Source organism: Robiginitalea marina (assembly GCF_024006985.1).
Classification (GTDB): domain Bacteria; phylum Bacteroidota; class Bacteroidia; order Flavobacteriales; family Flavobacteriaceae; genus Robiginitalea; species Robiginitalea marina.
In genome coordinates this window covers 72,164-85,118 of sequence record NZ_JAMXIB010000005.1, presented here as the reverse complement: position 1 = coordinate 85,118, position 12,955 = coordinate 72,164, and the positions used below count along the sequence as shown (strand labels likewise).

Here is a 12,955-nt window from a genome sequence, read left to right as displayed (position 1 = left end):
ACCTGTTGTTGTTTTATAGCTTAAACGTATCCTACAACGGCCCCATACCCCTTTGGTAAAAGAAGTAAAAGTAAAATCCGTTCCAGAAGTACGCCGTCATAATCTTTGCAAACTGGCGGCTAAGGTAGCCATTAATTTTAAATACCCGCTTTGCCTGCGTATTTTTTGGGATTTTCATGGAAACTGCCGCAAATCCTGCAAAAAAAGCAAACAGAAAACCAACTTTGATGCAGAATGATCAATATCAAACCATTGCCGGGGGGCCTCCTGGCTATGGAAACCCACATGGAAAACAAGGCCCTGAGGACTTCCCGTAAAAAGCGGGGAATGTCTGTGGCTTTATGTATTTTTACCTGAAATTTGGCGAGGCCGCATGTCCATCTCTGTTCAACATATCCGCAAAAGTTTTGGGACGCAGCAAGCCCTGGACGATATCAGCTTTTCTGTCCGAAAAGGCGAAATCGTGGGGTTCCTGGGGCCGAACGGCGCCGGCAAGTCCACCCTGATGAAAATACTGACCACATATTACCGGGCCGATTCCGGGTCGGCCTCCGTCAACGGGTACGACGTGGCCAGCCAGCCAAGGGAGGTGCAGCGCAGCCTGGGGTACCTGCCGGAACACAACCCGTTGTACCTGGAATTGTATGTCAGGGAGTACCTGGCGTTCAACGCCTCGGTTTACGGGGTGGGAAAAGCCCGGATCGCCCAGGTCGTGGACCAAACCGGCCTGGCCCCTGAGGCCCACAAAAAAATCGGCCAGCTCTCCAAAGGGTACCGGCAACGGGTGGGCCTGGCAGCGGCGCTCCTCCACGAGCCCGAGGTCCTCATCCTCGATGAACCCACCACCGGGCTGGACCCCAACCAACTTCTCGATATCCGGAAGCTCATCAGGGAAGTTGGCGAACAGAAGACCATCCTGCTCTCGACCCACATCATGAAAGAGGTAGAAGCTGTTTGCGACCGCGTCCTGATCATCGACAAAGGCCATCTGGTGGCCGACCGGACCATGGAGGACCTGCGCAGGGATGAGCGCCAGGTCATTGAAGTGGAATTCGACTACCGCGTGGAGGAAGTACTCCTGGAGCGGCTGCCACATGTGGCCAGCGTCCGCAATACCGGTGGTTTTGTCTACGAAATCCTTTTTTCAACCAGTAAAGACATGCGCGGGGTGGTCTTCGACTTTGCCCACGACAACCAGTTAAAAACCCTGCAGCTCAGCCGGAAGACCAAAAACCTCGAGCTCCTTTTCACCGAACTTACCGGTGCGGGAAAGGGTTAATCCTCCAGTTGAAAGTCAAAGGTGGAAACCACCCGTACCTTTTTGATCTGCGGGGTATTGGCATCCCGGTCCGAAATACTGAAAAGGCCCTGTTGGGCAATGCGGATACCCCCTACCTTGGAATTGGAATCGCGGGCGAACTTTTCGGCCACTTCCCGGGCATTGCGGGTAGCTTCCTCGATCATTTCCGGTTTGAGGGTGTTCAGGCCGGTGAAGATATATTCGATGGGCTGCCACTCGTTTTTGGAACCCATAACGATTCCCTGTGAAAGCAATTCCAGGGATTCCGTGAGCGCCTTCTGCAGTTTTGGGATGTCGCGGGTGCGGACCGTAAATTCGGATTTGGCCAGGTAACGGTTCGGGTTTTGGTACGCCTGGGTATTATAGGGGTTTGCGGTAACATCACTGATGTTTGCAGCCCCGCGGGTAACCTCGTCTTCCCCGAAACCCTGGCGCATAAAGAACTGGTAGACCGCTTCATTCTGGGTTTGGATTTGTCTCCTGAGGACCTGCAGGTCATTCCCCGTAAGGGCGATATTGATGGGCCAAACTGCCAGGTCGGCCTCCACTTCCCTCTCGGAAAGCCCCTTTACGGTAACATAGCGGTCAAACTTCTTGCCGTTTACCTGCAGGTTGCCGATAAAGTAGCCGGCAAGGACCAGGGCTATGGAAAGCAATAGGGCGGGGATCCAGTAGTTGGGTTTCATATGCGGGAGATAATCGTTAGGGTTGATGGGGGCAAAAACACCTTGCCTTACCCGAATATACGAAGAAAACCGATCAGGCAGATGTCCGGGCAGACGGCTATTGCTCCTGAAGGCCACCTTCCTTCGCCCCAAAACCAGGCAACTCCGGATAGGCTACTTCCCGGGCGGTTTCCGGTACATTCCCCTGATATTCCCTTCCGCGCAGGCGGGCAACGGTATGGGCCCGCAGCCCCGCTTCGGGGTAGGGCTGCATCAGGCCCTTTAAGGTTTCCTGGTCCAGGGGGTCCCGCACCGGGCGCAGCCACTGGTCGGCCAGGGCATCGGGAAGGATCAGCGGCATCCGCGGGCCGCTTAATTTGGGGTTGTTGTGGATTTTAGCCATCAGGGGGTTGCCCTCAGTGGTTACAATGCTGAAGGTGGTCCACAGCTCCCCTGTATCCCGGTCGGCCCAGTCGCTGTAGAGGCAGGCAAGGGCCATCGGTTGCCCATCGCTGCGGCGCACCAGAAAGGGATAGGTTTTCCCCCGGTAATGGTGGTGTTCATAAAATCCGTCTAAGTAGAGCAAACACCGGTGGTCCCTGGCCGCGTCCCGGAAGGCCGGCTTCTCAAAAATAGTTTCCGACCGGGCATTCAGGGTCTGGTTCCAGAGCCGTTGCTGTTGTTCCCGGCTGCGCACCCAGTGGGGCACCAGGCCCCATGAAGCCACACAGGGGTAATCGGGGCTGGCATCCGTATAGACCAGCAGGCGGGGGTGGCTAAAGCCTGAGGCATGGTACAGCGGGAGGTCTGTCAGGGGCAGGAGGTGCTCCCTGACCTGCCTGGCGGACTCCTCATCGCCCCGGCGCAGGGCCCTTTTTAACTGGGATTCCAGGCTGGCTTTGATGTCGTAACACATGCTTTTTCGCTTGCTGCGGGGGCCCACCCCCCCTACTCGAAGTTATCCATTAATCCTGCAACCCCCCGGCATTTACCCGTTTTTGTAACAAAATGCCGCCAGAGGCCTTTTTTGGGGCAACCGTAAAGCGCTCACTTTCCCGGGTAAAAATCCTGCAGCTTCGTCAAAACGCCGCCCTGACGCCGGCCGAGGGTTGCCTACTCCAGGAGGAATTTCACCTCCACGCTGGCCTCCACCCGGATTTTTTCAAAATCCACGGGCAGGGGTTCCGGTGCCATTTGCGCATCCCCAAAAGCAGTCATGACCACCCGGCCGCGTTCCTGCATTTTATTGAAGAAATTAAAGCCGCTATCGGAAATGTATACGGCTTTTCCGAGGGGTTGTTCCAGGGCTTCTGCCATCACCCGGGCCTGTGTGCGCCCTTTGCGTACTGCGCGGGCCACCAGGGTATGGCGCAGGGCGTCCATTTCAGAATATTCCGTTTTCACCAAAGTTACGTTGGAAATGCCAATCCCTTCGAGGGCGGCCAGCACCCGGCCGGCTGAGGGGGCATCGTAAACCAGCAGTTGAAAGGCCTTTTGCTTCTCGATCTCCTGCCCGCGGAGGAAGTACTTCCGGAACTCGCTCGACAGGTCAGAGACCTTCAGTTGTTCCTCCAGGTCAATCCCAAGGCTTTTCAGGCGCGACCCCATCCGCTGCTCCAGTTCTTCGAGGGCAACTTTTCCTTTGGAATCGCCCTCCTGCAAAACGATTTGGAGGTAAATGCGATCGGGCGTTACCAGGGTATCGGCCCGGGCAGCCGTTTCCAGATAGGGTTGGTCCAGGAAATTCTTGGACTGGGCCTGCCCGGAGTGGGCCATGGCCAGCAGGGCCAGGGAGGCCAGGATAAACTTTTTCATAGGTGCCACGTGTTTTTGGTTTGCTTGGGGAAGGTCCCCGTCTCGTCCAATCAAAGATGATGCAAAAGTGGAAAATAACCTGAAAAAAAAAAGGAGTCATCCCGGGGAGCACTGATTCATTTCTGCCTTAAGCCGGGAGGAGGGTTGTTCCCCCGTCCCTAGCGGAAGGCATAGTCGGCCTGCTCCACGGGGGCTTCTGCGGCGGGTGCCTGTACGGTGGAAGCCTCCTCCGCCTGGCAAGTGGAATTCCAAAGCAATGCGAGCAGGCAGATGCCCACCAAAACAGTCTTATGTGATATTTCGAGCCGGATGCTGGCCATCGGTATTGGTTTTTATGGTACACGGGCCGGACAGCCCTGTATTTGTAAAGACGCTTTCAGGAGCATTTTGTTACAGGGGCTGCAGCGGATCGCGGTATCCCAAAAACTGGCCATGCCTTGGATACCCCAGGCGGGTTAAGGTGCCTACATGGAACAACGGGTTGCCCGCCTCTCGCAACACGCCAAGCACCTGCTCGCTTAACCCGGCGTAGGGGGCCTTGAGCCCCTTCGGGGGATTCCCCCAGCCTATGATACAGGGGCCACCTGTGGAAGCGAAGCGGGCAATGGCCCTCAGGTTCCCGGGGTCAGACAACCCTTGGGGGATCCTGGCGAGGTTTTCGGAATAGGTTTCGTACCAGGGGATGAGGTTCAGGAAAACCACCCTGCCGGTGTTGCGAAGCCAGGGAATCTGGCGGCGATGGTGGTGGAGATACCTGAGCACCCTGTTAATTGTATGGTCCGAAACCTTTGCATCGGCCCTGCTGGGGTTTTTCTGGATCACCAGCAGGGGATCGCCCCCAGGGCCCTCAAGGGCAATTTCCAGGCTATACCGTTTGCCTTCGTTCTGGTCGATGGCAGCCACCCTGGCAAAATCGGGATAGGAATGGGTCATGGGTGCGTTTTGGCAAAGGTACCGAATCCCGGTCAGCAGGCAGGCGCCTTCGGCCGGGAGCCCCCGGGGTCCGGATGCTGGAAATCCATTTGCGAACATCCCGAACCTTCATATTTAAAAGGGGCTGATCGACGAACGGCACACTTTTTTTTGTATCTTCACAGGAATCTTTTAACCTTAAGACCATGAGAAAACTATTTCTGACATTTCTTGCTGTATGTTCCCTTGGGGCAGTTCAGGCCCAGGGAAATTTTGAGGTAGGGGCCTCCGTGGGTATCCCTATCGCGGATGCCGCGGACATCTCCGATTTCATGATCGGTATTGATGCCTATTACATGTTTAAACAGGAGGATGCCTTCATCAACCTCGGGCCCACTGTTGGTTTCCGCAATTTCTTTGTGGATTTCGGCGACCTGGACAACGGGATGTTCCTCCCGGTTGGGGCAGCCGGCCGGTTGACGCTCTTCGGTACCCTCAGGGGCGGAGCCGATGTGGGTTATGCCATAGGCCTGTCTGACTACCTCGACGGGGGCTTTTATTTCCGTCCGATTATTGGGATAGACATCCTCGACACCCTGGAACTCAACGCCTCCTGGGAGAACATTTGGGATGAGGCCACCTGGGGAAGTATACAGGTCGGGGCCAAGCTGGAATTCTAGGTTCCTGAACCCTGGTTTTGGAAAGGGGGGCCGGTTGCCCCCTTTTTTTATGCCCCCTGCTCCCGCATGCGGGCTTCGAATTTGTTGTGGATCAGCAGCATCAGCCAGCCAAAGAAAATTGCGGCCACAATAAGGATGGTGTTTAACGCCCCTTCAACGGAAAAGGAGAGCCGGATCAGGATGGTGGAAATTACAAAACCGGAATTCCGGATCACCTTGTGAAACTGGTCGGAATAGTAAAAAGAGGCCAGCAGCAAGATCACATCGACGACGATGAGGATGGTAAAAAACTCATCAAAAAAAACACTGTTGATATTTTTGAAGGAGATTCCTGCCGGATCCGTAATGCCCATGGAGGCCAGGCCCCACTGCAGGAACAGGTAAACCGCCGTCCCGAAGAAGACCGGTACCAACAGGGTGGCCACCCCTTTTTTGAGGTTGATAAACCGCTGGATGCCCGACGCGGCATCCCCGCCCGGCGACAGCAACTGCCGGCGCCTGAGGCTCTGCACATAAAAGAGGTAGATCAGGAAAAACAGGATGACGGAAGCCACCAGGTCGTAGGTAAACTGAAGGTCGTCCTGCAGGTCAAACCAGTTAGAAGAAAGCTTCAGGTTGGCCAGGTCTTTGAAGAGCCGACGGATAATAATCAGGGTGATGATCTCGTATTGCTTGCCGATGTAGGTGGTGATGGATTTCGGGAGGTAAAAGATCAACAGGTATACTTCATAGATCAGGATGAAGGAAAACGGGGTATAGATGGCTGCAATCGGGCTGTCGAGCAGATCGCTTTTCGCCGACCATACCCCCAGGTCCACCAGGAGGATCAACCCCAGGTGGCAGATAAAACTCAGGATGGCTATACTGAGGATAACGCGCTCCGTCTGCCGTTTGGTCCGTTCGGAGAGCAGGGCATCAAAGGCCTTTTCCAGGTATCTCATAAACGTTGGGCTTTAGGTTGGGCCGGGCTGTTTCTTTTGTTCATTTCCCTCCTGGCCCCGGGTGTCTGTGCCATTTTTGCCATCCATTTCCAGCACCGGGATCCTGACAATTTCCACCGTGGCGGAAGCCAGTTGTACCTTCCCGCCTGTTTTCTCCACCTCCTGCAGGATCCGCTGGCTGAGGAGGTCTTTGGTTAGCCTCCGCCGCTTGTAGTCCACGATATACCTGAGGTTAAACCGGATCCAGTTGTCGGTTAGGGTAATGGCCAGTGAAGGTTCCACCACGGCATCCTCGGTGTAATAACGGCCCACCACGGATTTCCACTGCTCATGAGACTCCCTCACAAAGGCTGAAAGTTCAGTGGAGGCGACCCCGGTTACAATTTTTTTGGCCAGGTCCACATCGGAGCCATAGCGGATGGGCAGGTCAAATTCGTCCCAGATAAAGGGGAAGTCTCGGGAGTAGTTGTATACCGGCCCCCTGAACACAAAAGCATTGCTGAGTTTTACAATGCGTCCGCTGTAGTTGTCGGAACTCACCCATTCCCCGATTTCCATCATGGTGGTGTACATGCTGTCGATATCGATTACATCGCCCTTAATCTTGTTGATCTCGATCCGGTCCCCAGGCTTGTAGACTTTAACCAGGAAAATGTAAACCGAACCCGCGATGCTCAGGATCAGTTCCTGCAGGGTAATCGTGATACCGGCGGTGAACAGCCCCACAGCCAGGGCGATGTCCTTGATGTTCCCCGTGAAATAGGACACGGTTATCAGCAGGAGCAGCAGGTAACCGAAAACCTCAACCGCCTTCTGCGACTTGTAGCGGGTGTCCGAATCGGTGACCTTCCGGCGGATCAAGCGGCGGAGGTAAACGATCAGCACTACCACCACGACCAGCCATGCCAGGTACTTCAGCAGGGTTTCCGCTGTTGGGTGCTCCCTGAGCCATTCCCAGAAAAAATCCAGTGATTCCATGGGGTGTGCCTTTGAAAGGTACCCTGGGGGGTACCCCGTTAAAATACAAAATTCACGCTAATTCCAGTCCGGAAAAGGTTGGTTTTCCCGAGCCTTCTTCAGGGCGAACAGGGAATGAGAGAAACCGGGTGGCCACAGGCGGACTCCGTTTCCCTCAGCCGTTCCTCCGGGCCATGGCCCCCAGGAGTTCCTTCATCAGCTTGGCCCCGACGAAGGCCGTGGTATCCCCCAGGTCCTGGAGCGGGTTGTATTCCACCAGGTCGGCACCCACAACCTCCCCCCTGAGACCCTGGAGGAGGCTGATTACCTGTCGTGTAGTCATCCCCCCAGGCTCCCTGTGGGAAACCCCGGGGGCAAAGGCCGGGTCAAGGGCATCCATGTCCAGGGAAATGTAGACGGGGTTCGAAAAGGTGAGGGGGCCGAGTTGGTCCAGGGCATGCATCGGATAGCTCTCCACCCCGAATTTCAGGGCCTGGTCGCGCTGGTGGGGGTTCAGGGTGCGAATACCGACCTGCACCAGGCGGTCTGCCAGGCCTTCCTCCATGATCCTGGCGAAGGGGCAGGCATGGGAATACGGATCGCCTTCGTACTGGTCGTACAGGTCAGGATGGGCATCGATATGCAATATATCCAGCCTGGGGTATTTCGACCCCAGGGCCTTAACGATGGGATAGGTAATAGAATGGTCCCCGCCCAGGGTGAAGAGCTTTTGCCCCTCCTGCAGGTGTTGGAGGGTCAGGGCCTCGATCTGCAAGTACTCTTCCACCTGGAAATCGCCCGCATCCCGGGCCACAAGATCCCCCAGGTCGGTGAGGTCCTCGGGAAACCCGTTCATGGAACCCGAATGCAGGGCGGCCCGGATCCCGGCCGGACCCCTGGCCGGCCCCCTTAGAAAAGAAGACTTCGCATCATAGCAAATCCCGCGGATCAGTACGTTGGCATCCATTGGTTTCGTTTATTATTTGGCCCCTGTTTGGGGAAAAAGATCCGTGGCTTCAGGGTTTCGGTTCCGTGGTCAGGAACTCGCGGATATCCCGGGTGAGGCCGAGGAAATCAGGTTGGTGGGTGTACATCATATGCCCTGCCTCATAATAGGTCATCCATATCTTATCGGCTTGTATCCCGTGTCGGGCAAACGTGTACTCCGCATCGAAGAAGGGGCAAACCAGGTCGTAATATCCGTTGGCCACCATAACCCGCATTTCGGGGTTGCGCCTCATGGTCTCAGCAAGTTTTCTGGCCACATTTACCCGGGCGGGTTCCCAGCCCTGCCCCTCGGGCACGGGTTTCCAGTTCCACTTGCCATAGATCTGCGGGTTGGAAACCAGGTATGGACGATCCATGGCCACCTGCAGGGTGGTCCCCAGGTAATGGTTAATGGCCGCTGTGTAGGCACTGCTGATCTGGTAGCTTGCGGGGTCCCCCAGATGGGGGCCGTCGGTAAAGGGGTCGATCTCCGGTCCCAGGAAACGGCCGTCCAGCCGGCCGGGGGCCAATCCCCTGTCCCGAAGGAGTTCCTTCTGGAAACGGGGTACCAGAACCCTGAGGTCAGAGTCCAGGAGGTACTGCCGGTCCAGCCCGGTGAAGCGGGCCATTTCTTCCGCCACGGCTTCCTTTTCCGCCTTCCCGAGGAAGGCCCCCCTGTAGAGGGCGGGGATATACCGGCTATAGGTAAACTCCCGGCATTCCGCCAAAAACTCCTCCAGGGATTTGCCCTGCCCGGCCCGTTTGTGGTACCAGGCTGTGGCTGCCATACTGGGCAAATAGGTAATAAAGGAGGTAATGTTGTCGTGTTCAGAGGTGGAGCCCCCGTAATCCAGGGCCTGGGAGATGAGGATCAGCCCGTTGAGGGCCATATCCTGCCCATCCCCCTCCAGCTCGTGGGCCACCCCAACCGCCCGGGTAGTCCCAAAGCTCTCCCCCGCGATATACTTCGGCGACATCCAGCGGTTGTGGGCGCTCACCCATTCCCTGATAAAGCGGGCAATGGAAGCGGCATCCTGCTTTAACCCCCAGTAATCTTCCACCTTGCCCTTCCCGATAACCTGGCTGTACCCCGTGCCCACCGGGTCGATAAAAACCAGGTCGGTGAGGTCCAGCACCCCCTGGGTATTGGGGACCAGGGGATAGGGTGGCGCCCCGTCATCTTCCCGGGCCCCGGAATCCACCACCACCCGTTGCGGGCCCAGCAACCCCATGTGCAGCCATACCGAAGCAGAGCCCGGCCCACCGTTAAATACGAATGTAACGGGGCGCAGGGCCGCGTTGCCTTGGTCCTTTTCCTGTTTTTGGGTATAGGCCACCGACCAGATGGAAGCCACTGGCTCTCCTGAGGAATCGCGGAGATAGGTCTCCGAAGCGGTAGCCGTATAAACGACCTGTTTTCCCCCATTTTGAATCCGGTGTTCGGTAACAAATCGCCTGGGGTCTGGAATCGGTTTACCTTTCTGGTCTTCCTTCGCCGCGTCCTGGGGCAGGGCGGCAGACAGGATGAAAAAACTGCACAACGACAAAAATGTTCTTTGGAAATTCTTAAATAAAAGGGGGTGCATAGGTTTTTCGCTTTAGGGAAGGTAAGGTAAAACTTTGCGGCAAATTAGCGGGCCTTCCTTCGGACTTCTTTGAGTCAAAAGAGCACCGGCTCCCCTCCCCGGGACAAGGGGGGAAGGCTTTGGTGCAATGCCTCCACCGAGGCATCCAGTACCGGCTGTATTCCGGGAACCGAACAATTGATCAGGGCGCAGACCACCAACCCGCTTTCCGGATATACGTAAAAGTTGCTGTATCCCCCGACGGTGTTGCCGACATGGCCGAAATAGGGCCTCCCCGCAGCATCGCGGCTGACCTGCCACCCCAGCCCGTAGTAAGTAGGCGCGCCCGCGACCTGCTGTGTCGTCAGAAAGGGTTCCAGCACATCCCGGGAGGCGATCCCTCCGTCGAGGTAGGCTTGCCCGAGCCTGCAAATATCGTATACCGTGGACAGGTAGCCCCCACCTGCAAGTTTGTACCGGGTATCCACCGGGGTGGCCGGCCTGAACACTCCTGCCCGGCGGGTATAAAACTGCGCCTGCCCGGGCACTGGGGTCCCCGGGACCTCCATGTGGGTGTGGGCCATGCCAATGGGCCCCAGCACGAGGTCATCCACCAGTTCGTGGAAAGGCCTTCCCCCGGCGCGTTCCATGGCCAGCGACAGCAGGACCGAATCGAAACTGTTGTAGCCATACCCTTCCCCGGGTTTATATTCCAGGGGGTCTTCCACAAAAAGGGGCAGGCTTTCCGCTATGGTGAGGGGCAGGTTCAGGGCGGCTTCCTTGCCCCGGTAGGCCCGAAGCCCTGCCGTGTGGGCAGCCAGTTGCCGCAGGCTTACCCGGCCGTGCCTTTCCGGGAACTCGGGTACCCAGGCCCGAAGGTCTTCGTCAAGGTCCAGGGCACCTTCGGAAACCATTCGGGCCAGGGCCGTAGCCGTGATGGGTTTGGAAATACTGGCCACCCGGAAGACCGTCTTTTCCGGTTCCACCGGCAAGGGCCTGCCGAGGTCGGCCATCCCATACCCCGCCGTGAACCAGTCGGTTCCGCGGTACAGGGCGCGGATGGCCAGCCCGGGGACCTGCCCGTCTTCCGACAGGGCACGCAACAGGGCATTGGCCCGTTCCCGGGGATCCCTTTCCCCGTGGGCGCCCTCCCGGCTCAGGGGACGCAGCCATCGGCGGAGGTGTTGCCAAATCGAAGCCATCTCAGTCCACAAATATCAACCGGCCCCGGAACAGTTCTTCCACCGCTACCTCAGCAGGGCGGTTAAAGCTGAGCACATCCCCGTACCCGCGGATCACCCCGGCAATCCGGTTTAGCGGGTTCACCCGAATCACATTGCTTCCCCGGTGGTCGACCTGTACCGCGCCTGCCTGGAGTCCTTCCGCCTCTACCCTGGCATCGCCCGCGGCAATGGTCACTACGAGGGACCCAGCCCGGCCCCTGAGTTTGAAAAAAGCGATGCCGTTGGCCACGATTTGCACCCGGCCGGCATCCACCTCCAGGTCGAATGAACCATCGGTGGTGGCCGCCTCCGGGTCGTTGAAGCTTTCCGAAATGAGCCGCAAATCGGAAAAAGGCAATGCCCCGTCGCTCTCCACGGGCCAGCCGGTACTGCTCCTGACGGCTTCCAAATCGGGAGTGGTTACGTAAAAGGTGGTTTGTCCGTACGATCGGAAAAGGTTGCATCCATTGCGGTCGCGCAGTTCCAGGACGCCGTCGGCTACCCGGGCGGAAACGTCCGGCCTCAGGTTCTTTCCGGTTTCCAGAACCACTTCCTGCCGCTCCCCGTGGCGAAGCACCAGCCGGATGTTTTCAAAAACGGTAATCCGCGTAAATGCCGGGACGTCCAGGACCTCCCTTACCTGCTCCCCGGAGGCCTGGAAACAATCAGGGCCATCCTCCCCGCACCCCGCCAGCGCAAGGGCGAGGAAAGTCAGGAGCGTAAAGCGCGTGTAGGCTCTCATAGGTTTTTGCATTTCAAAGGCGTATCCCCAGGCCGAATTCTATGGCTTCTGCCTTGGCGCCGTGTGATTTGAGGCTCACCGCCACGAACCACCGGTCGCCAAAGTACCGCTTGATCCCGATCCGGTTGTAGACCCGGCCCTCAAAATCGAAGGGGTAATACAGGTAATACCCCAGTTGGGTTAATACGCTTAATTTATTGATGAACAATTCGTGGCCCAGCATAACCCCTACCCTTTTGAAATCGGTACCGGGGGAGACCTCAAGTTCCGGGAAGGAAGTGGACTGGAAACGGATCAATTCCTTCAGGAAATTCGAAAAAAAGACCTCTGCGCCCACATGAACGGCACTCACCGGGGCCAGCCGTTTGTCGGCGTAGGCCGAGAAAATATAGAACGGGAACTGTCCGGAGCCCACCACATCGCTTTCGTTTACCCCGGTTCGGAAGACCAGGTTCAAACGCACGGGCTCTTTAAAAGGCATTTTCTCCCAGTGCCTGAATTCCTGCCCCGGGTCGGGGTCCAGCTCATAGACCAGCCCTGCAGTCAGCCCCAGGGTGTTGGTGGAGGTGTTCGGGGCGCGCACATTGGCATTCGAATAATGCACCAGCGTGATCCCCGCCTGCAACCCCAACCGGTTCCAGAGGCGCTCCCTGCGGTATTGCAGCATCAGGTAGGTGGAGCTCATCAGGTCACTGCCATAGGCATTATTCCGGAAGTTCACGACAGGGTCGTAGGGGTTGGTGGTATAGGCAATCCCCTGTCCGATACGGAATTGCATCGCCCTGCGGAGGAAATAAAAGTTGTAATGCAGGTAGAGGCCGTAGTTGTCCCCCAGGGTGGCCGTCCCCATATCCTGGTAGATAAAGGAAACTCCCTGGTCGGGGTACCCGAAGCGCTCCTCCCAGGGTTCGGCCCCGAAAGTCCTGCGGTTCAGGGACAGGATGACCCCGGCCGGATGGGCGCGGATCAGGTGGGAAATGTCGGGGTTGTGCAGGAGGACCGATCCGTAGAACGGGCTTACCTCCAGGTTGCGTGAACGCGGGTCCTCCTGCCCTAAAACGGGCAACAGGCTGGCCAGGAACCAGAGGATGGCTGAAAACCCTTTTCTCATGGCCGGTAAAGGTAGGGTTTTTACCGATAGCCCTCCCTGGGCAGGCCGTCCCGAAGG

Annotated in this window: 16 protein-coding genes; 4 read left to right on the top strand and 12 right to left on the bottom strand. The window is 57.2% G+C overall.

The window, feature by feature from the left end:
• Positions 1-52 precede the first annotated feature (52 nt).
• Genes NG653_RS07665 through gldA form a run of 3 tightly spaced genes read left to right on the top strand, consistent with a single transcriptional unit; the run spans position 53 to position 1,279 of the window.
• On the top strand, positions 53-238 hold the full coding sequence (locus NG653_RS07665; RefSeq protein WP_252741107.1) for a hypothetical protein: 186 nt from the start codon (positions 53-55) through the stop codon (positions 236-238).
• Entirely contained in the window at positions 235-357 is a 123-nt protein-coding gene (locus NG653_RS14750; protein ID WP_256470443.1) for a hypothetical protein, read from the top strand. The genes NG653_RS07665 and NG653_RS14750 overlap by 4 nt, the downstream gene beginning before the upstream one ends.
• A 16-nt stretch (positions 358-373) precedes the next feature.
• Positions 374-1,279 carry a gliding motility-associated ABC transporter ATP-binding subunit GldA gene (gldA, locus tag NG653_RS07660; RefSeq protein WP_252741106.1) on the top strand — a complete coding sequence of 302 codons (906 nt, stop codon included), beginning with the start codon at positions 374-376 and terminating at the stop codon, positions 1,277-1,279.
• On the opposite strand, the gene NG653_RS07655 is transcribed toward gldA, so the two are convergent.
• From NG653_RS07655 to NG653_RS07635, 5 genes are all read right to left on the bottom strand, one after another.
• Positions 1,276-1,986 (bottom strand): SIMPL domain-containing protein, encoded by a 711-nt coding sequence (locus NG653_RS07655; protein WP_252741105.1) that lies wholly within the window; start codon positions 1,984-1,986, stop codon positions 1,276-1,278. The genes gldA and NG653_RS07655 overlap by 4 nt on opposite strands.
• Positions 1,987-2,083: 97 nt before the next feature.
• On the bottom strand, positions 2,084-2,881 hold the full coding sequence (locus NG653_RS07650; protein ID WP_252741104.1) for an SOS response-associated peptidase: 798 nt from the start codon (positions 2,879-2,881) through the stop codon (positions 2,084-2,086).
• A 197-nt stretch (positions 2,882-3,078) separates the two neighbouring features.
• The gene (locus tag NG653_RS07645) at positions 3,079-3,780 is read right to left on the bottom strand and encodes an SIMPL domain-containing protein (protein WP_252741103.1); all 702 of its coding nucleotides are present in this window, start codon (positions 3,778-3,780) and stop codon (positions 3,079-3,081) included.
• Between the two features lie 158 nt (positions 3,781-3,938).
• Positions 3,939-4,100: a hypothetical protein gene (locus NG653_RS07640; protein ID WP_252741102.1), complete on the bottom strand. Its 162-nt coding sequence runs from the start codon at positions 4,098-4,100 to the stop codon at positions 3,939-3,941.
• Between the two features lie 70 nt (positions 4,101-4,170).
• Positions 4,171-4,713, bottom strand: coding sequence for a DUF1643 domain-containing protein (locus NG653_RS07635; protein WP_252741101.1), 543 nt, complete (start codon positions 4,711-4,713; stop codon positions 4,171-4,173).
• 185 nt (positions 4,714-4,898) lie between these two features.
• Between NG653_RS07635 and NG653_RS07630 the strand changes: the two genes are divergently transcribed.
• Entirely contained in the window at positions 4,899-5,372 is a 474-nt protein-coding gene (locus tag NG653_RS07630) for a hypothetical protein (RefSeq protein ID WP_252741100.1), read from the top strand.
• Between the two features lie 47 nt (positions 5,373-5,419).
• Here the strand turns inward: NG653_RS07630 and NG653_RS07625 are convergent, their stop codons facing one another.
• From NG653_RS07625 to NG653_RS07595, 7 genes are all read right to left on the bottom strand, one after another.
• Complete coding sequence (locus tag NG653_RS07625) at positions 5,420-6,313, bottom strand: hypothetical protein (RefSeq protein ID WP_252741099.1); 894 nt, start codon at positions 6,311-6,313, stop codon at positions 5,420-5,422.
• 12 nt (positions 6,314-6,325) lie between these two features.
• The gene (locus tag NG653_RS07620; RefSeq protein ID WP_252741098.1) at positions 6,326-7,291 is read right to left on the bottom strand and encodes a mechanosensitive ion channel family protein; all 966 of its coding nucleotides are present in this window, start codon (positions 7,289-7,291) and stop codon (positions 6,326-6,328) included.
• Between the two features lie 154 nt (positions 7,292-7,445).
• A complete protein-coding gene (speB, locus tag NG653_RS07615; RefSeq protein ID WP_252741097.1) occupies positions 7,446-8,237 on the bottom strand; it encodes an agmatinase in 792 nt (263 codons plus the stop codon).
• 49 nt (positions 8,238-8,286) lie between these two features.
• Entirely contained in the window at positions 8,287-9,798 is a 1,512-nt protein-coding gene (locus NG653_RS07610) for a S10 family peptidase (RefSeq protein WP_252741096.1), read from the bottom strand.
• A gap of 119 nt (positions 9,799-9,917) precedes the next feature.
• Positions 9,918-11,024, bottom strand: a complete 1,107-nt coding sequence (locus NG653_RS07605; RefSeq protein WP_252741095.1) for a serine hydrolase domain-containing protein — start codon at positions 11,022-11,024, stop codon at positions 9,918-9,920.
• Position 11,025: 1 nt separating this feature from the next.
• Positions 11,026-11,787 carry a head GIN domain-containing protein gene (locus tag NG653_RS07600; RefSeq protein WP_252741094.1) on the bottom strand — a complete coding sequence of 254 codons (762 nt, stop codon included), beginning with the start codon at positions 11,785-11,787 and terminating at the stop codon, positions 11,026-11,028.
• 13 nt (positions 11,788-11,800) lie between these two features.
• Complete coding sequence (locus NG653_RS07595) at positions 11,801-12,898, bottom strand: acyloxyacyl hydrolase (RefSeq protein WP_252741093.1); 1,098 nt, start codon at positions 12,896-12,898, stop codon at positions 11,801-11,803.
• Positions 12,899-12,955 lie beyond the last annotated feature (57 nt).

Bases quoted from the DNA above. Each gene is read 5' to 3' on its own strand.
- gldA (WP_252741106.1), top strand. From the start codon at position 374: ATGTCCATCTCTGTTCAACATATCCGCAAAAGTTTTGGGACGCAGCAA.
- NG653_RS07650 (WP_252741104.1), bottom strand. From the start codon at position 2,881: ATGTGTTACGACATCAAAGCCAGCCTGGAATCCCAGTTAAAAAGGGCC.
- NG653_RS07640 (WP_252741102.1), bottom strand. From the start codon at position 4,100: ATGGCCAGCATCCGGCTCGAAATATCACATAAGACTGTTTTGGTGGGC.
- NG653_RS07655 (WP_252741105.1), bottom strand. From the start codon at position 1,986: ATGAAACCCAACTACTGGATCCCCGCCCTATTGCTTTCCATAGCCCTG.
- NG653_RS14750 (WP_256470443.1), top strand. From the start codon at position 235: ATGATCAATATCAAACCATTGCCGGGGGGCCTCCTGGCTATGGAAACC.
- NG653_RS07625 (WP_252741099.1), bottom strand. From the start codon at position 6,313: ATGAGATACCTGGAAAAGGCCTTTGATGCCCTGCTCTCCGAACGGACC.
- NG653_RS07635 (WP_252741101.1), bottom strand. From the start codon at position 4,713: ATGACCCATTCCTATCCCGATTTTGCCAGGGTGGCTGCCATCGACCAG.
- NG653_RS07605 (WP_252741095.1), bottom strand. From the start codon at position 11,024: ATGGCTTCGATTTGGCAACACCTCCGCCGATGGCTGCGTCCCCTGAGC.
- NG653_RS07645 (WP_252741103.1), bottom strand. From the start codon at position 3,780: ATGAAAAAGTTTATCCTGGCCTCCCTGGCCCTGCTGGCCATGGCCCAC.
- NG653_RS07600 (WP_252741094.1), bottom strand. From the start codon at position 11,787: ATGAGAGCCTACACGCGCTTTACGCTCCTGACTTTCCTCGCCCTTGCG.
- NG653_RS07630 (WP_252741100.1), top strand. From the start codon at position 4,899: ATGAGAAAACTATTTCTGACATTTCTTGCTGTATGTTCCCTTGGGGCA.
- NG653_RS07620 (WP_252741098.1), bottom strand. From the start codon at position 7,291: ATGGAATCACTGGATTTTTTCTGGGAATGGCTCAGGGAGCACCCAACA.
- NG653_RS07595 (WP_252741093.1), bottom strand. From the start codon at position 12,898: ATGAGAAAAGGGTTTTCAGCCATCCTCTGGTTCCTGGCCAGCCTGTTG.
- speB (WP_252741097.1), bottom strand. From the start codon at position 8,237: ATGGATGCCAACGTACTGATCCGCGGGATTTGCTATGATGCGAAGTCT.